27 protein-coding genes are annotated in these 25082 nt (G+C 72.1%); 11 read left to right on the forward strand and 16 right to left on the reverse strand.

Features of this window, described 5'->3' with window-relative positions; translation table 11 throughout:
- Nucleotides 1-804: 804 nt before the first annotated feature.
- Nucleotides 805-2748, reverse strand: coding sequence for a heavy metal translocating P-type ATPase (locus ACQPX6_RS08405; protein WP_433788221.1), 1944 nt, complete (start codon nucleotides 2746-2748; stop codon nucleotides 805-807).
- Between the two features lie 91 nt (nucleotides 2749-2839).
- Here ACQPX6_RS08405 and ACQPX6_RS08410 point away from each other — a divergent pair, with 91 nt between their 5' ends.
- Both ACQPX6_RS08410 and ACQPX6_RS08415 read left to right on the forward strand, forming a co-directional pair.
- The gene (locus tag ACQPX6_RS08410; RefSeq protein ID WP_433786836.1) at nucleotides 2840-3187 is read left to right on the forward strand and encodes an ArsR/SmtB family transcription factor; all 348 of its coding nucleotides are present in this window, start codon (nucleotides 2840-2842) and stop codon (nucleotides 3185-3187) included.
- Between the two features lie 159 nt (nucleotides 3188-3346).
- Nucleotides 3347-3811 carry an N-acetyltransferase family protein gene (locus ACQPX6_RS08415; protein ID WP_433786837.1) on the forward strand — a complete coding sequence of 155 codons (465 nt, stop codon included), beginning with the start codon at nucleotides 3347-3349 and terminating at the stop codon, nucleotides 3809-3811.
- A 65-nt stretch (nucleotides 3812-3876) separates the two neighbouring features.
- Here the strand turns inward: ACQPX6_RS08415 and ACQPX6_RS08420 are convergent, their stop codons facing one another.
- Nucleotides 3877-4632, reverse strand: coding sequence for a DUF4386 family protein (locus ACQPX6_RS08420; RefSeq protein WP_433786839.1), 756 nt, complete (start codon nucleotides 4630-4632; stop codon nucleotides 3877-3879).
- 66 nt (nucleotides 4633-4698) lie between these two features.
- The gene (locus tag ACQPX6_RS08425) at nucleotides 4699-5316 is read right to left on the reverse strand and encodes a TetR/AcrR family transcriptional regulator (protein WP_433786840.1); all 618 of its coding nucleotides are present in this window, start codon (nucleotides 5314-5316) and stop codon (nucleotides 4699-4701) included.
- A 71-nt stretch (nucleotides 5317-5387) separates the two neighbouring features.
- Between ACQPX6_RS08425 and ACQPX6_RS08430 the strand changes: the two genes are divergently transcribed.
- The 4 genes from ACQPX6_RS08430 (at nucleotide 5388) to ACQPX6_RS08445 (ending at nucleotide 8545) form a co-directional block, all read left to right on the forward strand.
- Nucleotides 5388-5636: a hypothetical protein gene (locus ACQPX6_RS08430; protein WP_433786842.1), complete on the forward strand. Its 249-nt coding sequence runs from the start codon at nucleotides 5388-5390 to the stop codon at nucleotides 5634-5636.
- A gap of 20 nt (nucleotides 5637-5656) precedes the next feature.
- Nucleotides 5657-6163 carry a DUF2269 domain-containing protein gene (locus ACQPX6_RS08435; RefSeq protein ID WP_433786845.1) on the forward strand — a complete coding sequence of 169 codons (507 nt, stop codon included), beginning with the start codon at nucleotides 5657-5659 and terminating at the stop codon, nucleotides 6161-6163.
- 545 nt (nucleotides 6164-6708) lie between these two features.
- A complete protein-coding gene (locus ACQPX6_RS08440) occupies nucleotides 6709-7278 on the forward strand; it encodes a hypothetical protein (RefSeq protein WP_433786847.1) in 570 nt (189 codons plus the stop codon).
- A gap of 190 nt (nucleotides 7279-7468) precedes the next feature.
- Nucleotides 7469-8545, forward strand: coding sequence for a class I SAM-dependent methyltransferase (locus tag ACQPX6_RS08445; RefSeq protein ID WP_433786849.1), 1077 nt, complete (start codon nucleotides 7469-7471; stop codon nucleotides 8543-8545).
- A 191-nt stretch (nucleotides 8546-8736) separates the two neighbouring features.
- Here ACQPX6_RS08445 and ACQPX6_RS08450 read toward each other — a convergent pair whose 3' ends face one another.
- From ACQPX6_RS08450 to ACQPX6_RS08485, 8 genes are read right to left on the reverse strand one after another with little or no spacing between them, the layout of a single operon-like run.
- Complete coding sequence (locus tag ACQPX6_RS08450) at nucleotides 8737-10191, reverse strand: NADH-quinone oxidoreductase subunit N (protein WP_433786851.1); 1455 nt, start codon at nucleotides 10189-10191, stop codon at nucleotides 8737-8739.
- 49 nt (nucleotides 10192-10240) lie between these two features.
- Entirely contained in the window at nucleotides 10241-11746 is a 1506-nt protein-coding gene (locus tag ACQPX6_RS08455) for a complex I subunit 4 family protein (RefSeq protein WP_433786852.1), read from the reverse strand.
- 2 nt (nucleotides 11747-11748) lie between these two features.
- Nucleotides 11749-13563, reverse strand: a complete 1815-nt coding sequence (locus ACQPX6_RS08460) for a proton-conducting transporter transmembrane domain-containing protein (protein WP_433786853.1) — start codon at nucleotides 13561-13563, stop codon at nucleotides 11749-11751.
- A gap of 1 nt (nucleotide 13564) precedes the next feature.
- Nucleotides 13565-13870, reverse strand: coding sequence for an NADH-quinone oxidoreductase subunit NuoK (gene nuoK / locus ACQPX6_RS08465; RefSeq protein WP_433786854.1), 306 nt, complete (start codon nucleotides 13868-13870; stop codon nucleotides 13565-13567).
- Nucleotides 13867-14427, reverse strand: a complete 561-nt coding sequence (locus ACQPX6_RS08470) for an NADH-quinone oxidoreductase subunit J (protein WP_433786856.1) — start codon at nucleotides 14425-14427, stop codon at nucleotides 13867-13869. Before ACQPX6_RS08470 ends, nuoK begins: the two co-directional genes overlap by 4 nt.
- Before the next feature lie 2 nt (nucleotides 14428-14429).
- On the reverse strand, nucleotides 14430-15371 hold the full coding sequence (locus tag ACQPX6_RS08475) for an NADH-quinone oxidoreductase subunit H (protein WP_433786857.1): 942 nt from the start codon (nucleotides 15369-15371) through the stop codon (nucleotides 14430-14432).
- Entirely contained in the window at nucleotides 15368-16507 is a 1140-nt protein-coding gene (locus ACQPX6_RS08480) for a hypothetical protein (RefSeq protein WP_433786859.1), read from the reverse strand. The genes ACQPX6_RS08475 and ACQPX6_RS08480 overlap by 4 nt, the downstream gene beginning before the upstream one ends.
- Nucleotides 16498-16848: an NADH-quinone oxidoreductase subunit A gene (locus tag ACQPX6_RS08485; protein ID WP_433786860.1), complete on the reverse strand. Its 351-nt coding sequence runs from the start codon at nucleotides 16846-16848 to the stop codon at nucleotides 16498-16500. Before ACQPX6_RS08485 ends, ACQPX6_RS08480 begins: the two co-directional genes overlap by 10 nt.
- A 250-nt stretch (nucleotides 16849-17098) precedes the next feature.
- Here ACQPX6_RS08485 and ACQPX6_RS08490 point away from each other — a divergent pair, with 250 nt between their 5' ends.
- From ACQPX6_RS08490 to ACQPX6_RS08505, 4 genes are all read left to right on the forward strand, one after another.
- Nucleotides 17099-17380, forward strand: a complete 282-nt coding sequence (locus ACQPX6_RS08490; RefSeq protein ID WP_433786861.1) for a metal-sensitive transcriptional regulator — start codon at nucleotides 17099-17101, stop codon at nucleotides 17378-17380.
- Between the two features lie 132 nt (nucleotides 17381-17512).
- Nucleotides 17513-17737, forward strand: coding sequence for a heavy-metal-associated domain-containing protein (locus ACQPX6_RS08495; protein WP_433786863.1), 225 nt, complete (start codon nucleotides 17513-17515; stop codon nucleotides 17735-17737).
- The gene (locus ACQPX6_RS08500) at nucleotides 17734-18789 is read left to right on the forward strand and encodes a hypothetical protein (RefSeq protein WP_433786864.1); all 1056 of its coding nucleotides are present in this window, start codon (nucleotides 17734-17736) and stop codon (nucleotides 18787-18789) included. Before ACQPX6_RS08495 ends, ACQPX6_RS08500 begins: the two co-directional genes overlap by 4 nt.
- Nucleotides 18790-18849: 60 nt before the next feature.
- Nucleotides 18850-21144: a heavy metal translocating P-type ATPase gene (locus tag ACQPX6_RS08505; RefSeq protein ID WP_433786865.1), complete on the forward strand. Its 2295-nt coding sequence runs from the start codon at nucleotides 18850-18852 to the stop codon at nucleotides 21142-21144.
- A 53-nt stretch (nucleotides 21145-21197) separates the two neighbouring features.
- Here ACQPX6_RS08505 and ACQPX6_RS08510 read toward each other — a convergent pair whose 3' ends face one another.
- The 5 genes from ACQPX6_RS08510 to ACQPX6_RS08530 form a co-directional block, all read right to left on the reverse strand.
- Nucleotides 21198-21839, reverse strand: a complete 642-nt coding sequence (locus tag ACQPX6_RS08510; protein WP_433786868.1) for a DUF305 domain-containing protein — start codon at nucleotides 21837-21839, stop codon at nucleotides 21198-21200.
- A 114-nt stretch (nucleotides 21840-21953) separates the two neighbouring features.
- Nucleotides 21954-22508 carry a hypothetical protein gene (locus tag ACQPX6_RS08515; protein WP_433786871.1) on the reverse strand — a complete coding sequence of 185 codons (555 nt, stop codon included), beginning with the start codon at nucleotides 22506-22508 and terminating at the stop codon, nucleotides 21954-21956.
- A 136-nt stretch (nucleotides 22509-22644) separates the two neighbouring features.
- Nucleotides 22645-23268 carry a copper resistance CopC family protein gene (locus ACQPX6_RS08520; RefSeq protein WP_433786872.1) on the reverse strand — a complete coding sequence of 208 codons (624 nt, stop codon included), beginning with the start codon at nucleotides 23266-23268 and terminating at the stop codon, nucleotides 22645-22647.
- Nucleotides 23253-23843, reverse strand: coding sequence for a hypothetical protein (locus tag ACQPX6_RS08525; protein ID WP_433786873.1), 591 nt, complete (start codon nucleotides 23841-23843; stop codon nucleotides 23253-23255). Before ACQPX6_RS08525 ends, ACQPX6_RS08520 begins: the two co-directional genes overlap by 16 nt.
- A gap of 135 nt (nucleotides 23844-23978) precedes the next feature.
- Nucleotides 23979-24242, reverse strand: coding sequence for a hypothetical protein (locus tag ACQPX6_RS08530; RefSeq protein WP_433786874.1), 264 nt, complete (start codon nucleotides 24240-24242; stop codon nucleotides 23979-23981).
- Between the two features lie 159 nt (nucleotides 24243-24401).
- Between ACQPX6_RS08530 and ACQPX6_RS08535 the strand changes: the two genes are divergently transcribed.
- Entirely contained in the window at nucleotides 24402-24941 is a 540-nt protein-coding gene (locus ACQPX6_RS08535; RefSeq protein ID WP_433786876.1) for a hypothetical protein, read from the forward strand.
- Nucleotides 24942-25082 lie beyond the last annotated feature (141 nt).

The raw sequence follows: 25082 nt of genomic DNA on the forward strand, positions 1-25082 counted from the left end.
CTTCGTCGAGACCTACAACCACCAGCGGCCACACCGCGCGCTCGCCCACCGCGCCACCCCGGCCACCGCCTACACCGCCCGCCCCAAAGCCGCCCCCGGCGCCGACCGCACCACCGACACCCACCACCGCGTCCGCACCGACAAGATCGACAAGTCCGGGACGGTCACCCTGCGCGTCGCCGGCCGGCTGCGCCACATCGGCATCGGCCGACCCCACAGCGGAACCCACGTCCTACTGCTCACCCAGGACCGCCACGTGCGCGTCATCGACGCCGCCACCGGCGAACTCCTCCGCGAGCTCGAGATCGACCTCACCCGCGACTACCAGCCCCGACACCCACCGACCCCGAAATGACAAACGCCCGAACCCACACAACGTGGGTCCGGGCGTCCGGGATGTCCTGAGACATCACATGGTGCCCCCGGCAGGATTCGAACCTGCGCCACCGCCTCCGGAGGCCGGGCGACCATGTGCTCTCAGGCGTTCTACCTGGTCCTGGAGCTATCTGAGCTTCCCCCACCGTGCCTCTCTAGGTCCCCGGTGCGCTGAAGTTCGTGCCACAAACCGTGCCACGCCGGGCTCCGTCCGGACCTCGTCGTGAGGCCGGTTCGCTGCGATGCCCGTTGCGCTCGTGAACCTCTGTTCATCACGAACCCGGGCTATCCCCGCCATCGACTCGGCCAACGGCGCGGCCACGCTCCCCGAGGCGATCACCGTCGGGTCGAGGAGTACCTCGCCCGGGGCTCATCGCTGGTGAGGGCGGACGGGCCGTGGCCGCGCGTCGTGTCCGATGTCGACCGAGTTCAGGGGTCGGCGTACCTGCGCCAGGTGGACGACCTCAAGAGACGCAGGCCGTTGAGGGCGACGATGATCGTCGAGCCCTCGTGTCCGGCGACGCCGAGTGGCAGAGGCAAATACCCCACGAGGTCGCAGACGACGAGCCCGGTAATGATCGTGGCCGCGATGACGAGGTTGGCGATCACCACGCGCCGGGCGCGGCGGGCGAGGTCGAGCAGGGCGGGCAGCGTCATGAGGTCGTCGCGAACGATCACGACGTCGGCGGCGCTGAGGGTGAGGTCGGCGCCGCCGTGGCCCATGGCGACGCCGACGTCAGCGGCGGCCAGGGCGGGGGCGTCGTTGACGCCGTCGCCGACGACGAGCACGCGCTCTCCCGAGGCGCGCCGTCGCTCGATCTCAGTGACCTTGTCGGCGGGCAGCAGACTGGCGCGGACGTCGCCGATGCCGACGGCGTCGCCGACGCGGCGGGCGGTGCGGGGATTGTCGCCGGTCAGCAGTGCCGGGGGGGTCTCTGAGCGGGCTGTGAGGGCGGAGACGGTGTCCGCGGCGCCGGATCGCAGCGCGTCGTGCACGGCGAGCACGGCGATCTCTGCTCCGTCGGAGCGGGCGACGGCCGCCGTGCCACCCTCGTCCTCGATCTCCCGGACCTGCCGCGGTGGATTCTCGCCGGGACGCCCGACCTCGACCACCCGGCCCCCGACGCGGGCTCGCACTCCCTGTCCGGGCAAAGCGGTGAAGTCGCTTGCCGAGGGCACGGTGAGGCCGCGGTCGTGGGCGGCCGCGACCACGGCTCGGGCCAGCGGGTGCTCGCTGGGGTGCTCGGCCGCCGCGATCGCGGCAAGCGCCGTGTCGGCATCCCAGCCGGGACCGAGGACGTGAACGGCCGTGAGCTCCGGGCGTCCGCGGGTCAGGGTGCCGGTCTTGTCGAGCGCGACCGAGGTGACCGTCCCGAGCTGCTCCATCACCTCCGCGGACTTGACCAGCACGCCGTGGCGCCCGGCGGTGGCGATCGCAGCCAGCAACGGCGGCATCGTCGAGAGCACCACCGCGCACGGCGATGCCACGATCATGAAGGTCATGGCGCGCAGGAGCGCGTCGGTGAGCGACCCCCCGAGCAGCACCGGGACGCCGAAGATGACCACGGTGGCCACGACGACGCCGACCGAGTAGCGCTGCTCGATCTTCTCAATCCACCGTTGAGTGCTGGCCTTGGTGGCCGAGGCCTGCTCGACGAGCTCGGCGATGCGGGAGATGACCGAGTCGCCGGATTCGCGAACAACCCGCACCCGTAGGGCGCCGTTGCCGTTGAGGGTGCCGGCGTACACCTCGTCGCCGGAGGCCTTGGCGGCCGGCAGCGGCTCGCCGGTGATCGTTGCCTGGTCGACCTCGCTGGCGCCCTCGACGACCACCGCGTCGGCACCGATCGTCCCGCCGGGCCGTACGACCACGAGGTCGTCGACGGCGAGCTCGTGCACTGCCACGGTCTCCTCGTCCCCGGTTGTAGGGTCCACGCGGGTGGCCCGGTCCGGAGCGAGCTGGAGCAGGCCGCGCACCGATGACTCGGTGCGCGCGGTCGCCCAGGCCTCGAGGGCGCCGGAGGTCGCGAAGATGACGATGAGCAGGCCGCCGTCGAGGACCTGCCCGATGGCCGCGGCGCCGAGAGCGGCGACGATCATCAGCAGGTCGACATCGAGCGTGCGCTCGCGCAGCGCCTGCAGCCCGGACCACGCGGGCTCCCACCCGCCGGTGACGTAGCAGCCGATGTAGAGCGGCGCCCTCAGCCAGGTCGGCGCACCTAGGAACTCCGCGGCTACCGCGAGCGCGAAGAGCAGCACCGACGCGCCCGCCCACCGGGCCTCCGACAGTCCGACGAGGGTGCGGAGGGCGGGCGGGCGGGAGAGGGCGCAACCGGTGGCTCGCGGCCGGGCATCGGCGGCGGGTGGTGTCACGTCGAGCTGATGCACACATGAACAATATCTCAAGCGTTCACGCTTCCACACCTCAGCAAGTGGTGAGGCCGCCGCTGGGTACCCTCCGGTCATGGGTCACGGGGTCACGCCCGCCACGCGGCCGGCGACCGCCGCCGAGCTCCAGCGCGTCGCCGAGACCCTGCACGCGTTGAGTACGCCGAGCCGGCTGCGCATCCTGCTGCACCTAGCCGCCGGTCCCTGCGCGGCCGGTGAGCTCGCCGCGGCCGTCGGGATGGAGCAGTCGGCGGTGTCTCATCAGCTGCGCATCCTGCGGCAACTCGGCCTGGTCGTCGGCACCCGCAGCGGCAGGACGATCAGCTACCGGCTCTACGACGACCACGTCGCCCAGCTGCTCGACGAGGCCCGCGACCACGTCGAGCACCTCCGGCTCCGCGCCGCGGACACTGCCGGACTCTGAGCCGCCGAATATGGACCCCGCCGACACGACGAGAACCTGACGTCAAAACCCTGGCGAGGCCGGGTCGTCGCGAAGCTCTCCGCGCTCGACCGGTTCCTCCCGATCAGGATTCTCGCCTCTGATCCTCGCGGCGGCGTCGCTCGGCACAGGTGTCCGCACGTGGCGCGAGCGGGGCTGTTGACCTCACGGCCGACGGCATCGCATCCGGCGCTCGGGCATGCAGGTCGTGGGAGGTCTGGCGCGCCCGCTCCAGCTCTCGGGCCCCCGCGGCGACACTCCACGAGTTGGGCCGAGGCCAACCCGACCTCGACCCGACCCGACCCGTCTACGCCGGCGTCGCCGAGACCTCGGTGTACGTCGACGAGAACCACCGAGCGCGAGTACGTCGACGAGAACCACCGAGCGCGAGGCGTCGGCCGCGCACTGATCCACCGCCAGGTCACCGCGCCCGACGCCGCCGGCCTCTGGACCCTCCAGGCCGCGATCTTCACCGAAAACCGAGCCGCCATCGCCCTGCACCACTCCGCCGGCTACCGCACCCTCGGCGTCCGCGAAGGCATCGGCCAACATCACGGAGCCTGGCGTGACACTGTCTTCCTCGAGCGCCGTTCGTCGCGAGCCTGAGCTCGCTTCCTTGGCGCTGACGTTCGCCCTTCGAGCTTACGGAGTCGACCAGGGCCCGGGAGTAATCAAGTGGCGGCCTGCCTCCGGCGGAATGCGATGACAGCGAGCGCGATCCCGGCCACGGGCAGCAAGATCGCTGTGGGAGCAGAGATGGCCGTCACGGCGGGAGAGAAGCCCTGCTCGCCGACGAGGACGCCGCTGATGAGGTCGAGCACTCCGGACACCGCGAGCAGTAAGCCGAACCAGCTCGGGAGGACGCGGCTGCGGATGATCGCGGTGCCCAGCAGGACGAGGGCTGCGCCGAGCAGCAGGGCGGCGTAGCTCGTGGTCGCCCATTCAAGCCAGCGCGCGAGTTCCGCGATGCGGAATGCTTCGGCCTTCCCGCTCGGCGGAGCACCGGCCCACGCATCGACTGCGTGCTTGAGAGCGACGCCGTCGACGGCGTACTGGATCGCGCCGGCAGCGGCAGCCAGGATCGTCAGCACGGTACCGAGCCGGTTCAACAGTGACGGCTGGCGGCCAGCGGCGACCCGGTAGAGCACCAGGAGCCCGGCAATGAAGATCAACGAGGCGGCGAACTGCAGGACGTGCGCCGTCGGCCAGACGCCGGACGCCGCGATGCCGGCGAACGTGATGGGCAGGTCGTTGGCGTCGCCCGTGGGCGGTGAGGCGTGGAGCGCCCCGGCCACTCCATCGAGGATGAAACTTCCCAGCAGCAGGCCCGCGGCCTGGCTGACCGCGCGGCGGTCACTGAACGCCGACGGCCTCGACCCGTCCGGCGACCCGCCTTGCGCACGGCCATCTGTGGTGGCCTCGACCATGCGCCCTCCTCTCGGGCTCGAGCACGCATTCCCACACCCGGAGTCGGCCGCAAGCGGGCGACGTCGTCAATGCTCCGTCGGGGGGAGGGTCGCCGCGGCGGGCTCGCTGAGTCTCGGCGGCTCGGCGGCGTCGAGGACGACGTTGACGAGCCGGTGCACGGCAGCCTCATCGGAGAGTTGGCCGGCGGCCGAGAGAGCGTGGAGGCAGTAGAGGGCGAGTTCGGCCGGGTCGACGTCACCTCGAGTTTCGCCGGCCGCGGCCGCCTCGGCGAGCAGTGATGTCAGGAGGCCGAGCACCTGCGTTCGCGCCTGCGCGACCGACTCGTCCCGGTGCAGGTGCGCCACGAGCTCAGCGGCGTGCTGTCCGCTGCGGTGGCTCATGAGCGCGTACGCCTCGAGGACACAACGCAGTCGGTCGCGGGCCGAACCCTCGCCCTGCGCCAGGCCGGCGAGGTGCCCGAGATGGCTGCCGACCTGTTCCTGGTGCCAGGCCACCAGGATCGACTCCACGTCGGGGAAGTACTTGTACAGCGTGGCGCGCCCGATCCCCGCCTGCTCCGCGATCTTGGACATGGTGGCCGAGCGCAGCCCGTTCTCGGAGACCAGCCTCCAGGCAGCGTCGACGACCGCGGCGTGCACGTCCCGGCGATGCGCCTCGATCGTCTCGTTCCACAGCCTTGGCACGTCCTGAAGGCTACGTCGTGCTCAGGGCGTGAGCACTATGCTACGAGCGATACACTGTGTATTGTAAAGGTATGGATGAAGCTCCACGTGATCGACTGGAGCCGGCTGATCCGCAGGAGATCGAGAGCTCCGGGCTGCCGCGGTGGGTCAAGATTTCCCTCGTCATCGCGGTCGCCCTGGTCCTGGTGGCGATCGCCGTCATGGCCCTGAGCGGCAGCGAGCACGGCCCCGGGCGCCACCTCGGCGGCGTTGGTCGCGAGGACTTCACGCCCGTCGAAGTCGTCGGTTGCCGCCCGCTCGGACTTGCGCAGGCACTGTGAGCGGGCGTCTTCGCAAGGTCGTGCTCACCGTGCACCTGGTGGTGTCGGTGGGCTGGATCGGCGCGGTCCTGGCGTACCTGGCGCTCGGCGTCGCAGCGACGACCACCGGGAACGGCGAGGTGGTCCGGGCGGCATGGGTGGGGATGGCGCTGACGGGGTGGTTCGTGATCGTGCCGCTCGCCGTCGCCGCGTTCGTCACGGGCGTCGTCATGTCCCTCGGCACGCCGTGGGGCCTGCTCCGGCACTACTGGGTCATCTTCGCCCTGGTCCTGACCGGGGTCTCCGTCCTGGTGCTCGTCCTGCACATGCCAACCGTCAGCGCCCAGGCCGAGCTCGCCCAGCGTCTTGGAGACGCCGAGGTGTCCCATCTGGGCGGGGACCTGCTCCATCCCTCGGTGGGCCTGCTCGTGCTCCTCGTGATCACCGTTCTCAACGTGTTCAAGCCGCGGGGCACGACGTCTCTTGGGCAACGCGCACTTCAGCGACGTCGCCGGGTCGCCGGCGCCTCCGCAGCACCCTCGCGTTAGCCCCGTTCGGGTAGGCACCACCGAGCGTGCGTGCCGACTCGCCATCGTTCCGGCATTGCGAAGGCTAGCCCGGGTCTTGACCTCCCCGTATCGCCAATCTCGTTGGTCGCCCAGCTCATTCGCGCACCTCCTGTTGCCTGCGGAGATTCTTTGTCACCGACGTGCCCGGTTGACTTCTCGTTGAGGATGTCGTTCGCGCGACGCAGCTCGGCGTTCTCCCGCCGCAGGCGCTTGAGCTCATCGGACCAGCGCTGGTAGTGCCGTGCCAATATCCGGCGTCGGTCTCGGCGTGGCGGACCACTCGCGCGCTGTTTCCGCCGGCCCGACCCCGAGTTTGACCATCCGCACCGATCGCTCACGCAGCTCCGGCGGGTGCTGCTGCTGCTGGTGGGGCGTGACTCCAACTCCTCAGCTGATCGAGTCTCAGAACACGCCGAAGATTTGTACCCCCATATGGGTCTTCGAACTCCCACCGAAGTGACGCAGAGCCGATGCCGCCGGGACCGCGGGGTGGCTGACCACGCGTCCGGTGCTACCGTCAGGCCGTGGTCGGTCACGCGACGAACGCGCGTGAGCACTCTCGCGTCTCCGTCGGGCTTCGCACGGCGTCCTCGTTGCTGGTGCTCCTGGCGGCCGTCAGTTTCGATGTCCTGGCCGACGAGCCACCCGTGCACACACTCGCCGTCGCGCTGGCGGCGACCATCGTCGGGGTAGGTCGGCTGCGCTGGTCGCCCCAGTTCACGGGACTGTTCGCCACGATCAACCTCGCCGTGGTCGGACAACCGGCCGTCCACGCGCTCGGCAAGCTCCCGCACGCCGGGGCCGAGCTCCTGCCGCATTCGCACGGCTGGCCCCAGGGGCTGTCCGGGCTCTCGTTGCACGTGGCGGTGGCGATGCTGGTGGTCGCCGTGGCCGTCCTGGAGCCGGCGTGCGCTTCCGTCGCCCCGCGGCTGCTGCCGCTCCTTCGCGGGCTGGTTCAGGCGCCGGCTCCACGCGGTCCCGTCCGCCAGGTTCGCTGCCCACGCACCGCGCCGAGGGTCCGCGAGCAACGCCTGCTGTTCACCCGGCAAGCCCGCCGACGAGGGCCGCCCGTGCTGCCTCTGCTCGCCGCCTGATCGACCTCCGTCGCGTCGAGCTGTCGAGGCCGCCAAGGCCATCGAGGGCTCCGCGTCCACGCCTTGCCTCAGCAGGCGGTGCCACACCGTGACGGACGCCCACGAGCAGGTCCAGCGAGCCCAACGGGACCACCCATCCGCGCCGGCAGATCGCCGGCGACTCCCGTGAGGCACAACCGCCATGCAGGCTATGTACGCCAAGATTCCCCAACCCCGCGACGCCGGCGACCGCTCGATCTCCACCCAGGCAGCCTTCGACCGACGCGTCCTGATCGCTGGCGCCCGGGGCTTCATCGCTCGACACCTCGCCCACCACCTCCCCGCCGCCGCTGACGCCGAGCGCGTCCTCCCCGGCAGTGACCTCGACTACGGCGTAAGGCGCAGGGGCGGGGCGAGCGCTCACCCGAGGGCAAGCCTCCTTCGGAGGGCGCGAGGGCGCTTCCACCGTCTCCGCGATCAAGCGCGCGACGTCGCAGAACACGTCTTGACTGCGGTCGGGCTACATCACAGTGAGCGGCGGCTTGTCGCGGATGCAGCTCGGTATTGGGCTGATCAGAGTGCGCCGACCTGGGAAGACGACTCGCACTGGTGCGGCGCGAGCGCCATCGACGACAACACGTTCAGCAGAATCGGCTTGGTGCACGCGTCTCTGTTCGACCGGATGGGGGCAATGGTTGGCATTGGTACGAGCCTTGGTCGAGTACTCGAGTGGGGCGTAGGAGGCGGGGCCAACGCTGTGCAGTTCGCGCCGCGCGCCGACAGCTTCATCGCGGTGGACGTCAACCCAGCGTCCACCATGGAGGCGGCTCGGCGCGTGGAGAGCGTGTGCGAGACGCCGGTGACAGAGATGGTCGTCGACCTCGCGGACCCGGAATCGGCCCACGAGCGGATACCGAGCGAGAGCCTCGACCTCTTCGTCTGCCTCTATGTACTCGAGCTCGTGCCCACCCCGGAGTACGGGATGCGGTTGATGCGTATCGCGTTGGCGATGTTGCGGCCCGGCGGGCTCGCCTTCGTCCAGATCAAGTACGACAGGGGATCTTTGACGACGCGCGCTTTCCGTCGGAACTACAGTCGCAACTCATCGAACATGACTACCTACTCTCTGGACGGGTTCTGGAGCGCCGTCGCCGACATCGGGCTTCAGCCCGTGGCCATGGTTCTCGTTCCCGAGAACGATCTCGACCAGCGATATGCTTATCTCCTCCTGCGCAAGGAGCCCGAGGCGGTGGCTCTTGCGGGGCAGGATCTGCCGACCGGGCGTTAACGGCATCGAGGGTAGTCGCGAAGTCGTGCGCCGGGGCGGAGGAAGAGCAGCATGGGTCACCCACCGCGACCCCACGAAGCCAGGACGGGTCTCAATAGACCTGGCACGGTCTGAAACCACTGCGCGAGGCGGACAGCGGCCATGCCCCGGCGGGAGAGTTAGGGGTCGGGGGCGGGGCAGTTCGGAAGCTTTCAGGCTGGAGCGTTGAGCAGCGGCAGGACGATCCCGGCCGCGACACCGAGGACGAGCGAGAGGATCGCGGCGGCGACGGCTGCGCTCGCGGCCCACGGAGCCTCGCCGTGGCCGTCGACGACCGCGTCCGACTGGCTCCGAGCCCCGGTCGTGAGGACGGCTTCTATGTCGGAAGCCTCGCGGAAGGCCGGCGCGATCCAGCGCAGGTAGTAGAAGAGCGACGCGACGGTGTTGACCGCGGCGAGGACCGCGAGCCAGGCCATCCCACCGTCGAAGGCGGCCGTGAAGGCGGTGAGCTTGCCGACGAACACGGCGGTGGGTGGGGTCCCGACCAGGCCGAGCAGGCAGACGACGAGCGCGACGGCGAGCAGGGGGCGGCGGCGGCCGAGCCCCCGGAAGTCCTCGATGGTGCGCGCGGGGTGAGCGGCGACCACGGCGAAGGCTCCGACGTTGGTGACGGCGTAGGCGGCGAGGTAGAAGAGCAGGGCGGGCAGGGCATCCGGCGTCCGCGCCCCGACGGCGACGATGACCAGCAGGTACCCGACCTGGGAGACCGTGGAGTAGGCCAGCAGCCGCAGGACGGAGGTCTGGGCGAACGCGGCGAGATTGCCCAGGGTCATGCTGAGCGCGGCCAGGACCGCGACGATCAGCGGCCAGGGCACCACCGCTTCCGGCACCGCCGTGGCGAGCAGCCGCCACATCGCGGCGAGCGCCCCGACCTTGGGGATCGTCGTCAGGACCGCGGCGACCGGTGGCGGTGTGCCGTCGGTGACGTCGGGGACCCAGAAGTGGGCGGGGACGGCGCCGGCCTTGAAGGCCAGGCCCGCCAGCAGGGCGACGATGCCGACCGCGGCCGGCATGGCTGCTCCGGTCATCAGTCCCTCGGGCAGCATGGCGTAGCTGGTCGTGCCGGTCGCTCCGTAGAGCAGGGTCGTCCCGCTGATCATGGTGACCCCGGCGAAGGCGCCGGAGAGGTAGTACTTCAGGGCGGCCTCGGTGGTGGCGCCCGTCTTCGCCCATCCGGCCAGGGCGTAGAGCGGGACGCTCGCCAGCAGGAACGCCGCGAACAGCAACAGCAGATCGCTGGCCCCGGCCATCAGGACCGCTCCGAGGCCACCGAGCAGGACGAGCGCGGTGAACTCGCTCTCGCGCGGATGGGCCGCCACCGCGTCGCGCGAGAACCAGAGGATCAGAGCGACCGCGACGAGGATGGTCGCCCGCACGGCGTGAGTCGTCGTGTCGAGGACGTAGGTGTCGAACGTGCTGCTCGGCGGCTTCGTGGCGGCGACGACCGTGCCGACCAGGCCGACACCGACGGCGACCAGCGCGAGCACGCGGACGCGACCCTGTCGACGCCGTGGCGTCCAGGTCCCCACCAGCAGGGCGAGTACGGCCCCGAAGAGCAGCGCCAGCTCGGGAACCAGCGTCGTGGGGTCCTCGTTCATCATCACCATGGCTGCTCCCGGTGCGGGCGCGGTGACGGTGCCGGCGCCGGTGCGGGGGTCATCGGGCCACCAGCTCGTTGACGACGCGCGAGGCGGGCTCGACGACGTCGAGGAGGAAACGCGGCGCCAGCCCGATCACCGTGGCGAGCAGCAGCAGCGGCACGACCGCGGCGAGCTCGCGAGCACGGAGGTCCGGGAACGCGCGCGGTGTGCCGGGAGCATCCGGGTAGCGCAGCTCCCCGAGCAGCATCCGCGAGAGCGCGAGGAGGAACAAACCAGCGGTGACGAGGATGCCGACGACCGCGACGGCGGTCGCGATCGGCGTCGCCGCCAGAGCACCCGTGAAGATCTGGAACTCGGCGATGAAGCCGGAGAAGCCGGGCAGGCCCAGCGAGGCGAACGCGGCGACCGCGAACAGTCCGGCGAACCGCGGTGTGCGAGCCGCCAGCCCGCCGTAGGCACTCATGTCGTAGGTGCGGCCACGGTCGTGCAGGCTCCCGGCCAGCAGGAACAGCGCCCCGGTGATCAAGCCGTGCGACACCATCTGGGTGACGGCGCCGGTCGTTGCGAGCTGTCGAGCCTGGGCGTCGCTCTGAGCCACCAGGCCGGCGGCGCCGACGCCGAGCAGGATGTAGCCCATGTGGTTCACCGAGGTGTAGGCGACCATCCGCTTGAGGTCGGTCTGGGCGAGCGCGACGACCGCGCCGTAGATCACCGACACCACGCCCAGCACCACGACTACCTCGGCGAACTGTCGCCACGAGGCCGGCAGCAGGGGCATCGCGATCCGGATGAACCCGTAGGTCCCCATCTTGAGCAGCACGCCGGCCAGCACCGCCGAGCCTGCGGCCGGGGCCTCGGTGTGGGCCGGCGGCAACCAGGTGTGGAACGGGACGAGCGGAGTCTTCACCGCGAGCCCGAGACCGATGGCCAGCAACGCCGCCCCGGCCACCGGGCCTCCGGCGGCCAGCGGGTTCTGCGCAGCGAGCGCCGGGATGTCGAAGGTGTGGGGCGTCGCGGCGAGGTAGAGAAGGATGAAGCCGAGCAGCAGCGCGAGCGAGCCCAGGAACGTGTACAGGAAGAACGTCAGCGCCGCCGAGCGCGCACGTGCGCCGTGACCCCAACCGGCGATGACGAAGTACATGAACACGATCGACAGGTCGAAGAAGAGGAAGAACAGGATCAGATCGAGTGCGACGAAGACCCCGACGCTCACGGTCTGGAGCGCGAGGAACAGCAGCACGTAGGACTTGGGACGCCGACCCTCGCGCAGCGAGTAGACCGCCGCGGCGGTGAACACGACGACCGTCATCGCCACGAGGGGGAGCGAGAGCCCGTCGACACCCAGGTGGTACGAGATGCCCGCGCTCGGGATCCAGGCGACCTGTTCGACGAACCCGTAGCCGACGGTGGGCAACTGGAGCCACAAGACCGTGACCAGCGCGAGCTGCGCGAGCCCGGTCACCACCCACGGCACCGTGTAGCGCCGCGGATCGCTGGAGGCCGGGAGCGCTGCGAGGGCGAGCGCGACCAGGACGGGCAGGAACACGACGATCGAGAGCACGATCAGCTCACCCCGATCAGCAAGACGGTGAGGGCGGCCAGCACGCCGAACCCGACGGCGGCCTGGGCGTAGTACTGGTGCAGCTGGCCGGTCTGCGGCCGGCGGGCAGCACGTCCGAGCGCCCGAGCGCCGGCGGCGAGGTCGTCGACGCCCCGGTCCAGGCCACGTTCCACCCGGCGGTCGACCGTCCCGGCGGCCCGCATCCCGGCGCGGCCGGCACCGAGCACGATGTGGTGGTGCAGGGCGTCGTCCACCCGAGCCAGCGTGGCGGCGAGCCGGAGGGTCGGCCGGACCACGATCGCGACAGCGACCCGCTCGAGCCACAGCCACGAGCGGAGAAGGGCTGGCGCCGGTAGCCGTCCCGCCACGCGCCAAGTGACGGCGACGCCGACGACGGCGACCGCACCGGAGACGAGCAGCTCGAGGCCGGTCGGCGGGGGATCGGGCCGGAGCACACCCGGCCCCAGAGCGAGCAGACCGGCAGCTGCGGCAGCGATGGCGAGCGCGACCGCCACCCCGCCTTGCACCCGGCTGCCACCACGACCGACCGCGGCGTCCTCGGTGGCGGGCGGGGTGGGGCGCCAGACGAACCACAAGGCCTTCGCCGCGTAGCCCGCCGACGCGAGACCGGCGGCCAGACCGACGAGGTAGAGGGCGGGACCACCGGTGAGTGCCCCCGCGAGGACGGCGTCCTTGCTGACCCACAGCCCGGTCGGCGGTACACCGGCGAGAGCCAGTGCGCCGACGGTGAAGGCCGCGCCGAGCACCGGGTGGCGCCGGGCCGCGCCGCGGAGACCGTCGAGACGACGCGTGCCGATCCGCACCAGCCAGGCGCCGGCCACGAGGAAGAGCAGGCTCTTCGTCGCGGCGTGGGCGACGGTCTGGAGGACGCCGCCGGGCACCGCTCCGACCCCCGCGGCGAGCACCATGAACCCGATCTGCGCCGAGGTCGAGGCGGCGAGCAGCTGCTTGAGGTCGTCCTGCGCGAGGGCGACGAGTCCGAGCAACAGAGCGGTGCCGGCGCCGACCCAGGCCACGAGCGTCGCGGCCCATCCGGTCGCGGAGAGGGCCGGGGCCGTCCGCAGGAGGAGGTAGGCCCCGGCGGCGACCATCGTCGCGGAGTGCAGGAGCGCGGACACGGGGCTCGGACCGTGCATGGCGCCCGAGAGCCAGAAGCTGAAGGGCAGCTGCGCGGACTTGCCGAGGGCCGCGACCACGATGCCGGCGACCGCGAGGTCCCCCCACCCGCCGGCCACCGTGGGCAGAGCGTCGAGGGCGAGGGTTGATGCTCCGCCGGCGAGCATCGCCCCGGCTGCGAGGTACAGACCGAGATCGGCGGTGCGGGTGGTGAGGAACGCGGTCGTCGCGCCGAGGGCCGCAGCCCGGTCGCGGACGTGGTGCGCGATGAGCGCCCAGCTCACCGCGCCCATCACCTCCCACGCCGCGAGGAGCGCAGGCAGGGTCGTCGCGGTGACGGTGCCGAGCATGGCGCCCGCGAAGACGAGCATGAGGCCGACGAAGCGACCTGTCGCCAGCGACGGCTCGCCCGCGGCGAAGGCCAGCACCGCCAGCAGCGCGACCGCGACCAGCACGACCATGACCGCCGAGAGCTCGTCGACGGCGAAGCCCGCGGCGATGCCGTCGAACAGGGGGAGGCGGGCGGTGGGGCGCTGCACCGCGGACACGACGGCGAGCCCGACCGTCGCCGAGGCGCTGACGAGTCCCGCCGCGACGGCGCCGCGACGTGGCCGGACCACCAGCAGGGCGAGACCGCCGGCGAGGGGGATCGCGAGGAGGGCGAGGAGGAGAGCGCTCATGTCAGCCCCGCAGCTCCGCCGCGTCGTCGGTCATGTCAATGCGCTTCGCGCGGTAGATCGCCGTCGTGACCGCGAACCCGGCCGCCATCTCGATGGCCATCGCCGTGACCACGACGACGATGAGGACCTGGCCCTCGGTACCGCCGGGCGCCAGGAAGTACCAGAACGCGGCCGCGGCCAGGATGACGGCGTTGAGCATCAGCTCGAGGCCCATCATGAGCATGACGATCGATTGCTGGGTCAGGGCGCCGAACAGCCCGACCGCCAGCAGCGCCGACGCCACCACGAGGAACGCCTGGAGGTTCATCGCCCGACACCGCCTCGGTCGCGGTCGTCGGAGGCCCGCGCGTCGAGGTCGTCGCCGAGCCGGTCGTACCGGCCCCTTCCGGCGGCCAGCACGACGGTGGCGACGATCGTGGCGAACAGGGTCACCCCGAGCGTCATCATCGTCAGCATCTGCCCGCTCATCAGGGCCTCCCCGAGCGCGAACGTCAGGTCGGGGGCGGCGGCTCCGCCGCGCGGCGGCCAGTCGACCAGCAGCGCTCCGGAGGTGAGGGCGACGAACACGGCCGCCGAGATGGCCGCGGCCCCCCGGGTGTTGTGGAACATCGACATGGGCATGAGCCCGGCCGGGTTCATCATGTACATGATCATGAAGACGGCCATGATGACCATCTCAATGATCATCATGAGCACGATGACCAGGCCCAGGTAGTGCAAGCCGGTCATCAGCACGAGCCCGGCGACGGCGAGGAACGACACCAGCAGCAGGAACGTCGCGCGCGCCATGGAGTCGACACGGAAGACGAGCGCGCCCGCGACGACCGCCGTGGCCGAGAGCAGCACGAACAGCGTGGTGGTCATCGTCAGATGCCCCCTTCGCCGACGACGATGAGGGTGACGACGAGGGCCTGGGCGATCGTCGCCGGAACGAGGACGACCCAGGAGAACTCGGTCCACCGCTCCATGCGGATCGTCGGGACCCGGTGTCGCAGGGCGACGAGCGCCCCGAGCACGGCGAGGGTCTTCACGAGCACCCAGGCCCAGGCCGGCAGCCAGGGACCGTTCCCACCGCCGAGGAAGAGGGGCACCGCCATCGCCGCGGAGGCGACCAGCAGCAGCCACCGACCGGCGGTGAACACGAGGCGGTCGACCCCGGCGAGCTCTCCGGCCGCCCCGCCGGCGACGTCGCGGCCGACCGGAGAGTCGAAGGGGCCCCAGAAGGCCATCGCGGCCGCACTCAGCAGGAAGGCCACGAACGCCACCGGCATGATCACGACGAACCACAACCCCTGCTGGGCGTCGACCACATCGACGACGCGGAGGCTCTGCGCCCCGACGGCTGCCGTGATCAGCGCGAACATGTGCGGGAGCTCGTAGGCCAGGCCCTGGGCCACGAACCGGTAGCCGCCGATCAACGACAGGGTGCTGTTCGCGCCCCACCCGACCAGCCAGACCGCGGCCCACGCGAGGACCTCCATCGCGTTGAACCACACGACACCGATGGACAGATCGGCGACGGGGCGGGAGCCGAGCGGGAGGACCGCGGCAGCGAGCAGTGCTGCGATCGGGAGGACGGCGCCACCCACGCCGCGTAGCAGCTCGTCGCCGGCCACACCGCGACGGCGCTGTCCGATGAGGAGGCGGACGGCCTCACGTCCCGGGGTCGCGACGGCGACGGCCCACGGCACCGGGCGTCCCGCCGCCCTCCCGGCCGCGACCGCATCGGCCGCGACCACGACGTAGGTGACGGCGAGCAGGACGACCGGCAGCAGGACCACCCACTCGGTCGGGAGCGCGGCGCTCACGACGCGCCCTCCCGGTCGGCCGGTGTCGTCAGGGCCGGCCGAGGACGTGGGTCGGCGCTCGCGATGATCAGCCGGGCCGCGGCGAACTCCGCGCCGGCGAGCCTGGCGTCCAGCGCGCGGAGGTCGACGACGGCCGTCGGCTCGGCGACGGACCCGGAGATGGCGGCCCGGGCGGACAGCAGCTTGTCGTCGAGCGAGGCCATGACCTCGCTCTCGCCGACGCCGGAGGACCTGAGCATCCAGCGCAGGAGTCGCGACCGGTGGACGCGCCTGCGCAGGGCGTCCAGGTCGCCGAGCACCTGCGCGGGGTCCTCGTCCTCGCCGAAGAGCACCGCGTCCCGTAGGTCGCGAGCCCGTGCGGCGGGGCCGGCCCAGCCGGCGAGGGCGAGGACCCGTGCCGTCGACGTCAGGGCCCGAGCTGCGTCGGGCACGTCGTCGGCCTCGTGATCGTCGGCGTCGAGGAAACGCGAGTCGGCCTCCTGGATGACGTCGCCCTGCAGGGTCACATCAACGACCAGCCCGCTCGGCCACTCCGGCAGCACGGGACCCAGTGCGACGTGCAGCCGGTCGAGCGCGAGACCGTCGCGGTCGTCGCCCAGATCGGCCATCGCCAGCCCACCGGGCAGCTCCATGCCGCCGCCGTGGTGGTGATGCCCCCCGCCGTGGTCCCCGTGCTCCCCGTGGCCGGTGTCGTCCTCGGCCGGGTCGGAGCCGGCATCGCCGCCGTGTCCGGCGTGGCTTCCCGCCTCGTCCTCCCGCCCGGCACGGGCGGCACCGGAGTGCCCCGCGGCCGCGCCGTCCCTCGGTGCTCGGGAGCGCTGCCCGGCGAGGTCGCCCAACACCGCGATCGCGCCGTCGAGCGCGCCGACGACGTCCTCGTCCCTCATGATCCGCACCCGGGCGCGAGGAGCGGGCACGCCGAGCCACACGTCGTCGATGACCGACTCGAGCTCCGTGCCGGGCAACCCGACGACGACGAGGACGTTCGCGTCCGCCGGTGCGATCGCGATCGGCCAGCAACGCCGGGCCAGCTCCTGCTCCACGCGCGCTCGGAGGCGGTCGGTGCCGACGGCGCCGACGACGAGGATGTGGGGACGTCCGGTCGCGATCCGGAGGAGCGCATGTCTCAGGTCCATCGGAGCGCCCCCTCGCGCCAGGCGTAGAGCACGCCGGCCATGAGGAGCGCGAGGAAACCGAACATCTCGACCACGGACGACGGACCCATGCGGGCGACGACCAGGGTCCAGGGGTACATGAAGATCATTTCCATGTCGAAGGCCAGGAAGACCATGGTCACGACGTACCAGCGCACGTGGAACCGCGAGAGCGGGTGCTCGACGGGCGGCAGGCCACCGGCATGCGGCATCACGCCCGTGAGCGGCGGTGCGACGCTGACGGCGCGCGCCAGGGCGCGCACGCCGACGACCAGCAGGACGCCGACGGCCAGCAGCACCAGGGTCGGCACGAGCTCATCCACTGCGGCCTCCTCTCGACCTCGACCGTACCCCCAGGGGGTATACGCGATGCGGCGAACATAGGGGGTAGGGGTATCGAACGCAAGCGTCTCGAGCTCGTCGAGGGCGGAGCTCTCCGCGCTCCCAGGAGGCGTAGACGCCTCTGATCTGGGGATACGCGGCGGGAGGCGCCGCCGAGGCGTTGCTCCCGACGGCCGCGCTTGACACACTACCCCCCGAGGGTATCGTCGAGCACGTCGAGAGGAGCGGGCGATGAACGGATACGCCGCGGAGAAGGACGCCTACCTGAAGCGGCTGCGTCGCATCGAGGGTCAGGTGCGCGGGATCGCCAAGATGGTCGACGAGGACAAGTACTGCATCGACGTCCTGACCCAGGTATCCGCCGTCACCAGCGCGCTCGAGAACGTCGCGCTCGGCCTGCTCGACGACCACCTCAATCACTGCGTGGCCGAGGCGGCAGCCCAGGGCGGCGACGTGGCGAGCGACAAGATCGCTGAAGCCAGCGCAGCGATCGCACGACTCGTGAAGTCCTGATCGCCTCAGCGAGGCGCGGCGCTGTCCGCGCCTCCCCGGCTGCCCTGCACCGCCGGCCGCTTCCCCTGGACGCCGGCGCACATCGATCCACCCGGCCGCCGCGCAGCGGTCGACGAGAACGGAGACGACCCCGTGAGCCGGACGAACACCTACACCGTCACCGGCATGACCTGCGACCACTGCGTCGCGTCGGTGCGCGAGGAGGTCGGCGAGGTGCCGGGCGTGTCGGACGTCGACGTCGACCTCGCCAGCGGTCGCGTGCTCGTCACCTCGGAGAGCCCCCTCGACGACGCCGCGGTCCGGGCCGCGGTGGAGGAGGCCGGGTACCAGCTCGAGGGCTCGGGAGCGACGTCGTGAGCGCCACGAGCACGGAGAGGGCGGAGCCCCGGGCGGTCCGGCCCGCCGATCCCCTCGAAGGGCGAACCTCGGCGCGTCCCTCGCGGCGGTCACGGCTCGGTCGCCCCGCCGTCCGCCTCATCGGCTTCGCGCTCGCGCTCGTGCTCGCGCTCGCCGCGGGGGCGACCATCGCCGCGTTCGCAGGACCCACGCCGGTCCCCGCGGCGGCGCCGCCACCCGTCCCTGCACCAGCACAGGGGCCGGCCGTCGTCAGCGCCCCGACCGCGGCAACGGGCGCCAGCGGCCTCGCCGTCTCCCAGGACGGCTACACGCTCGACGTCCTCGCCGCGCCGACGCAGGCCGGCAGCCCCGGCGAGCTGGCCTTCCGCGTCCTGGGTCCGGGCGGTGCGCCGGTGACAGCGTTCACCCCGACCCACGACAAGCCACTGCACCTGATCCTGGTGCGACGCGACCAGAGCGGCTTCCAGCACCTCCACCCGGTCATGGACCCGGGCGGCACCTGGCGCACCACGACGGCCCTCGCCGCCGGGGACCACCGAGTCTTCGCGGACTTCGCGCCGGACGGGCGCAGCGAGGCGATGACCCTCGGACGCGACATCGCGGTCGCCGGCGACTTCCGCCCGGTGCCCCTGCCGCCCCCGTCCACCACGGCCACCGCCGCGGACGGCTACACGGTGACCCTGACGGGCGCCCTCGTCCCCGGCACCGCGAGCCCCGTGACCCTCTCGGTCTCGCGGAACGGAGCGCCCGTGACCGACCTGCAGCCCTACCTCGCCGCGTACGGCCACCTCGTCGCCCTGCGGACCGGCGACCTCGCCTACCTGCACGTGCACCCCACCGGCAGCCCCGGCGACGGGCGCACCCCAGCAGGACCGGCGATCGAGTTCCTCGCCGAGGTGCCCTCGGCCGGGCCGTACAGGCTCTACCTCGACTTCGCCCACCAGGGCGTCGTTCGCACCGCCGAGTTCACCGTCGTCGCCGCGTCCAACCCGGGGACGCCGGTCAGCGCCCTGAGCGGACACAGCGAATCGAGCGCACCGCATGGCCACTGATCACCGTTTGTCGAGCGTCGAGGGCGACAGCTCCGAGGCCGCCCAGGAAGGACACGCAGGATGAGCACCGTCACCGAGAACACTCGCGCGATGGCGCAGGACGCGGCAACGGCGCACGAGGTCGAGCTCGTCCTCAGCGGCATGACCTGCGCGTCGTGCGCGAACCGCATCGAGCGCAAGCTCAACAAGCTCGACGGGGTCGAGGCCACGGTCAACTTCGCCACCGAGAAGGCGCGCGTCGCCGTCACGTCCGACGTGACCGCCCAGGACCTGATCGGCGCGGTCGAGTCGGCCGGCTACACGGCGTCCGTCCCGACGCCACCGTCGACGGAGGACAGCGACCGCGAGGCCGGCGAGAACCGCGACGGCGAGGCGGACAGCCTGCGGACCCGGCTGCTCGTCTCGCTCGTCCTCTCGGTCCCCGTGGTGGTCCTCGCCATGGTGTCGGCGGTGCAGTTCACCTACTGGCAGTGGGCCTCGCTGGCGCTCGCCGCCCCGGTGGTCGTGTGGGGTGCCCTGCCGTTCCACCGCGCCGCGTGGGCCAACCTTCGGCACGGCACCGCGACCATGGACACGCTCATCTCGCTCGGCACCCTTGCCGCCTTCGGCTGGTCGTTCTACGCGCTCTTCCTCGGCACCGCGGGCGTGCCCGGGATGACCCACCCGTTCGAGCTGTCCATCGCACCGACCGACGGCGCCGGCAACATCTACCTCGAGGTCGCGGCCGGGGTGACCACGTTCATCCTGGCCGGCCGCTGGTTCGAGGCCAGAGCCAAGCGCCGCGCCGGAGCCGCCCTGCGCGCCCTGCTGGAGCTCGGCGCCAAGGACGTCGCGGTCCTGCGGGACGGCGTCGAGCACCGGGTCCCGGTCGAGCAGCTGGAGGTCGGGGACCGCTTCGTCGTGCGGCCGGGGGAGAAGATCGCCACCGACGGCGAGGTCGAGGACGGCAGCTCCGCGGTCGACGCCTCCATGGTCACCGGGGAGTCGGTGCCCGTCGAGGTCGGCAGAGGTGACGCCGTCATCGGCGCCACCGTGAACGCCGGCGGCCGCCTCGTCGTCCGCGCGACACGGGTCGGCGCGGACACGCAGCTGGCCCAGATGGCGCGTCTGGTCGAGGACGCCCAGACCGGCAAGGCCGCCGTTCAGCGCCTCGCCGACCGTGTCTCGGGCGTCTTCGTCCCGATCGTCATCCTGCTCGCCGCCGCCACGCTCGGCTTCTGGCTGACCGCCGGGGTCGGAGCGGCCGGCGCCTTCACCGCAGCCGTCGCGGTCCTGATCATCGCGTGCCCCTGCGCGCTGGGGCTGGCCACACCCATGGCGCTGATGGTCGGGACGGGCCGGGGCGCCGCACTGGGCATCCTCATCAAGGGCCCCGAGGTGCTCGAGTCGACGCGTCGGGTCGACACCGTCGTCCTCGACAAGACCGGCACCATCACCGAGGGCCGCATGTCGCTGGTCGACGTGCACCCCGCCGCCGGGGTGGACGCCGACGACGTCCTCCGGCTCGCCGGTGCCCTCGAGGACGCCTCGGAGCACCCCATCGCCCGGGCCATCACGACGACGGCCCGCGGCCGCTCGGACCGGCCACTCCCCGCCGTCATGGAGTTCGCCAACGACGAGGGCCTCGGGGTGCACGGCACCGTCGACGGCCACGCGGTCCTCGTCGGCCGGCTCCGCCTGCTCGAGGACTGGTCGGTGGCGATCCCCGCCGACCTCACCGAGGCGAAGTCGGACGCCGAGGCGCACGGACACACCGTCGTGGCCGTGGCGTGGGACGGCGCAGCGCGCGGCCTGCTCTCCGTCGCCGACACCGTCAAGGAGGGCAGTGCCGACGCCGTGCGCGACCTGCGGGCGCTTGGCCTGACCCCGGTACTGCTCACCGGGGATGCGGCGCCAGCCGCTCGCGCCATCGCGTCGGAGGTCGGGATCGACCCGGAGCGGGTTATCGCCGAGGTCATGCCCGCCGACAAGGACGAGGTCATCGCCCGCCTCCAGGCGGAGGGCAAGGTCGTGGCCATGGTCGGCGACGGTGTCAACGACGCCGCCGCGCTCGCACGAGCCGACTTGGGGCTGGCGATGGGCACCGGCACCGACGTGGCGATCGAGGCCAGCGACCTCACCCTGGTGCGCGGCGACCTGCGGGCCGCGGTCGACGCCATCCGGCTCTCCCGCCGTACGCTGTCCACGATCAAGGGCAACCTGTTCTGGGCGTTCGCCTACAACACCGCGGCGCTGCCCCTGGCCGCGGCCGGGCTGCTCAACCCGATGCTCGCCGGGGCCGCCATGGCGTTCTCGTCGGTCTTCGTCGTCGCCAACAGCCTGCGCCTGCGCCGCTTCGCGAGCACCACCACCTGACGTCGCCCGTTCGCCCGCCCGCTGAGCACGGGCGGGCGAACGGGCACGGTCGGTCAGACCCTGGTGAGCAGGGCCTGCATCTCGGTGATCTCCCGCTGCTGATCAGCGACGACGGCGGCGGCGAGCTCCTTGGCCTGCGGGTTCAGCCCCTGAACCTGCTCGGTCTGCGCCATCTGCACGGCGCCGGTGTGGTGCTCGATCATCATCTGCAGGAACATGCGGTCGAACGCGGGGCCGGACTGGGCCGCGAGCTGCTGCATCTGCGCCTCGCCCATCATTCCCGGCATGGGCATGTCGCTCATGGGCATGCCTGGCATCCCCGGCATGGCGGTGGAGCCGGGCTGGGGGCGTGGCGCGGCCCAGGCGTCCAGCATCTGGTTCATCTGCTCGACCTCCGGCCCCTGCTCCTGGTCAATGCGAGCAGCGAGGTCCTTCACCTCCTGCGACGCCGCTCGCGACGAGGCCTGCGAGGACATGGCGATGGCCTGGGTGTGGTGGGGGAGCATCCCCTGGGCGAACACGACGTCCGCGGCGTTGTGCTCGGGCGAGGCCGGCGCGGATGCGGATGTCGCCGATGCCGGCGGTGCGGGAGTAGGGGCTCCGGCTGTGGGAGCGTTCGTGGAGTCGGAGCAACCCGCCGCCAGGACGGCAGCGGTGGAGGCGGCGAGGACGCCGCCGATGAGACGGGAACGCACGAGGTCTCCTTCGGCTGAGCGCCGACCGGTGCGCAACGAGGTCGGCGCCAAGAACAGGACGCGGCGCCGCCGCACGGCGCGCTGCGAGAGCGCCCGTGCCGGCGGTGGGCCGACCTACAGCCGGAGGACCTGCAGTTGCGCGAGCCGCGTAGGGGTCGGCGGAGCTCGCGGCACGATCGCCGGGGCGACACGTGCGCCAACCGATGTCGCGCTCTCAAGACGGCCCAGGGCCGCGACCAGGACGAGCGCGAGCAGTGCCGCAACGCCGATCAGAGCCGCGAGGCACATGTGCAGCAGCGAGCTGGCGTGATCGTGACCGCCCTTGTCCGTGTGGTCGTGCAGCAGCGCCGCGGAGCTGGCCGACCCCGTTGCGGGCACCGTCGCGGTCTCGTGACTGATTCCGTCGTGGGCCGTCGGCGGGAGCCCGTCAGCCGTCGCGCCGCGCTGAATGGAGGACGCCGAGGTGCCACCCGGCGCGGCAGTGGCGTGACCCGTGGCGACGGCACCGGTATCGGCGGTCGTGTGCTGGTGGGCGCCCACCACGTGGTGCATGAGGACCAGCCCGAGCGCGGCCACGAGAAGGGCGAGGCGTCCCGTCCACGTAGCCAGGAGCATCGCCGACACCGCTCTCGGCGAGCGACGCCGCGAGCGACCGTGCCGGCGGATCACGGCCGCGACGGTACCGAAGGCATCGTCCCGCGGACGTGTGGAGGCGTCGCACCTACGCCACGACGGCTCCGCGAGCCCATTCGCCCGCCGGGTTCCCGCCCGAGCTCACGCGCGAGGGCATCGGTCTCGCGGGCCGTCAGACTCGTCGGCGGAGAACGAGGGCGACTGCCCCGGCGATGACGACGACGGCGACGAGGGCGAACACCCACGTCGGGACGCTGCCGCTGCCCGTGTCCTGGTCGGCCCCGGCGGCCGGCGAGGGAGGCGCGGACTGGTGGCCGCCGTGCGCCGAACCCGCGGCCGCGTCAGCCGGCGTCGGACTGCCCGCCGGCCCCGCAGTGCCCGCCGGCGACGGGGTGGTCAGGGTGAACGACAGCGAACCACTGGTCGGGTGCCCGTCACTGGAGACGATGCGGTAGCCGATCTCGTAGACGCCGGCCACCGGCAGCGGGCCCACCGGCACCGTGAGGACGTTGCCGGCCGCCGTTGACGGTCCCGCCTCGCGGCGGGCGCCGTCCGGCCCGACAACGGTGAGGGTGCTCAGGCCCGGCTGAGGTGTCTGGTCGAAGGTCACCGACACCTGCGTCGGCGGGGCGGAAACGGTCGCTCCGTCCGCGGGATCGCTGCTGCTCACGATGTCGTGGGCGGCGGCCGGGCCGGCGGTGAACAACAGCGTTGCCAGAGTGAGGAGGACGGCCGCGAGGACCGCGACCGGTCGGGAAGCTCGTAGGACGGCGCGCGCCGTCAGGGTGTCGGGCATGGTGGTCCTCTGTCGCGAAGGGGCATCGTCGGGGAATCACCTCCCGACGGGGGCCCCCGGCGCGGATGGCGGTCGACGGCGCGCAATCTGGGCCCGAGCTTGACGGCGGGCGACGACCCGACAGTGGACCGAGGCCTGTCCGGGGCCGGGATCACGATGTCGGCGGAGGACGACACCTTCGCCCACCAGGTCACGGCGACTCGGCGGACCCAGAGGTCCGAGACCCGCAGCACGGCCCGGTCGGCGTGCACGATCCCGACCGCGAGGACGACAGCCACCGCGAGGTGGGCCAGGAGCATTCCGGGCCCGTGCGGCGTCGGCGCGTGCATCGTGTGGAGCGGCTGGTCAGTGCCCATCGAGCTGGACAGGCTGAGATGCAGGGCGAGCTGCCCGGAGGCGAGGACCGTCGGCGTGCGCGCGACATGAGGCGGAAGGGCGCCGACGAGCGCGGTGCCCAGCACGACGAGCGCGGCCACGAGCGCGGCCGTGCCACCCCCCAGAACCGTCCCGCCAGCCTGCTCGTGCGCCGCGAGCCCGAACACGACCGCGAGCAGCCCGAACGCGACGGCGCGCATCAGAGACACTCGGGAGGCTGTCACAGGCGCGCACGCTAGCGAGCACCGTCGGTCCGCAGGCTCAAGATGAGAACACCAGGAAGCACCAGCTCCGCTTCGGCACCGACGATCAGCCGAGCGAGCGCGCCCGCATGCTCACGGCTGGGTCGTTGGCCGCGGACTGGCCGGCTCGGAGACCGGCGCCGACGTCGAGACGGGCGGCGGCGCGGTCGGCGACGAGGGCGCGGGTTCGCTCCCGCTGTCCAGGAGAGCCGCCGCGTAGGTGCCGCCGGCGATCACCAGCATGGCGAGCAGCGTCAGGGGACCGGTCCAGCGCCCAGATCCTGCCTGGCTCCGCTCGGGCTGCTCGGGCTGCTCGGGCTGCTCGGGCTGCTCGGGCTGCTCGGGCGTCTCGGTCACGTCCACCTCACTCTCGTCCGGGACTCGCCAGCGGTCGGTGGGACCGCGCCGGACCTCAGCTCGTGCACAGCACACCACGTGCCGACGTGGAGCGGAGTCCCGGCTGGATGCCCTCGCCCTCGGCGGCCTTGTCGTGACCTCCCCGTTACCCTCAGCCGCATGGCGAGCGGAGCGGCGACGGGGGAGACCCGCGGTCGGCCGTTCCTGCGCTCTGCGACCGCCGCCCTATTGGCCGCGGTTACCGCCACGGCCGGGCACGTGGCCGGCGCCGGGAACCTGTCGACCGCCACACCGATGGTGCTCAGCGTGCTGGGTATCGCGGCCGGCTCCACCGGGCTCGCGCTGTGGAGTAACGCCCTGCGTCGGCGATGCTGGGAGGCGCTCGCCCTGCTCTGGCTCGGGCAGCTCGGTGTCGAGACCCTGCTGGTCTGCGACGGAGGGGAGCTCGACCGGCCGCTCGCGGCCGCGTGTGTGCACGTCGCTGCCGGTCCCCTGGTCGGACTGCTCCTGATGGGCGGCCGACGCCTGCTCGACGACGCCTCGGCCGCGCTCGACGTGTTGCTGCCCCGCTGCTGGGCAGATCCGACTCGGCCCACCTCGCTGGACCGCGTGGCGTGCCTGTCCGCGGGCCCTGTGGTGCTACGGGCGCAACGCCGAGCTGGCGGCCGCCGTGTCCGGGGGCCGCCGCGACCGGCCTGACGTCCCGGTTCCACTCCGTCGCCGTTGCGCGTGCTCCTGTCGTGCTCGGCCACGTCGCGTCAGCACGCGCGCCGTCCCTCGAGGGCGATCAGCGCCGAGGAGCGCAATCCGGTGAGCTACGAACGTGTCCACCGCCCCCTG

The organism is Actinomycetospora sp. CA-101289 (assembly GCF_050955895.1).
Lineage (GTDB): Bacteria > Actinomycetota > Actinomycetes > Mycobacteriales > Pseudonocardiaceae > Actinomycetospora.

Bases quoted from the DNA above. Each gene is read 5' to 3' on its own strand.
- ACQPX6_RS08410 (WP_433786836.1), top strand. From the start codon at position 2,840: ATGGGTCACGGGGTCACGCCCGCCACGCGGCCGGCGACCGCCGCCGAG.
- ACQPX6_RS08490 (WP_433786861.1), top strand. From the start codon at position 17,099: ATGAACGGATACGCCGCGGAGAAGGACGCCTACCTGAAGCGGCTGCGT.
- ACQPX6_RS08470 (WP_433786856.1), bottom strand. From the start codon at position 14,427: ATGACCACCACGCTGTTCGTGCTGCTCTCGGCCACGGCGGTCGTCGCG.
- ACQPX6_RS08520 (WP_433786872.1), bottom strand. From the start codon at position 23,268: ATGCCCGACACCCTGACGGCGCGCGCCGTCCTACGAGCTTCCCGACCG.
- ACQPX6_RS08450 (WP_433786851.1), bottom strand. From the start codon at position 10,191: ATGGTGATGATGAACGAGGACCCCACGACGCTGGTTCCCGAGCTGGCG.
- ACQPX6_RS08445 (WP_433786849.1), top strand. From the start codon at position 7,469: ATGTACGCCAAGATTCCCCAACCCCGCGACGCCGGCGACCGCTCGATC.
- ACQPX6_RS08525 (WP_433786873.1), bottom strand. From the start codon at position 23,843: ATGCGCGCCGTCGCGTTCGGGCTGCTCGCGGTCGTGTTCGGGCTCGCG.
- ACQPX6_RS08535 (WP_433786876.1), top strand. From the start codon at position 24,402: ATGGCGAGCGGAGCGGCGACGGGGGAGACCCGCGGTCGGCCGTTCCTG.
- ACQPX6_RS08420 (WP_433786839.1), bottom strand. From the start codon at position 4,632: ATGGTCGAGGCCACCACAGATGGCCGTGCGCAAGGCGGGTCGCCGGAC.
- ACQPX6_RS08505 (WP_433786865.1), top strand. From the start codon at position 18,850: ATGAGCACCGTCACCGAGAACACTCGCGCGATGGCGCAGGACGCGGCA.
- ACQPX6_RS08430 (WP_433786842.1), top strand. From the start codon at position 5,388: ATGGATGAAGCTCCACGTGATCGACTGGAGCCGGCTGATCCGCAGGAG.
- nuoK (WP_433786854.1), bottom strand. From the start codon at position 13,870: ATGAACCTCCAGGCGTTCCTCGTGGTGGCGTCGGCGCTGCTGGCGGTC.
- ACQPX6_RS08460 (WP_433786853.1), bottom strand. From the start codon at position 13,563: ATGAGCGCTCTCCTCCTCGCCCTCCTCGCGATCCCCCTCGCCGGCGGT.
- ACQPX6_RS08480 (WP_433786859.1), bottom strand. From the start codon at position 16,507: ATGGACCTGAGACATGCGCTCCTCCGGATCGCGACCGGACGTCCCCAC.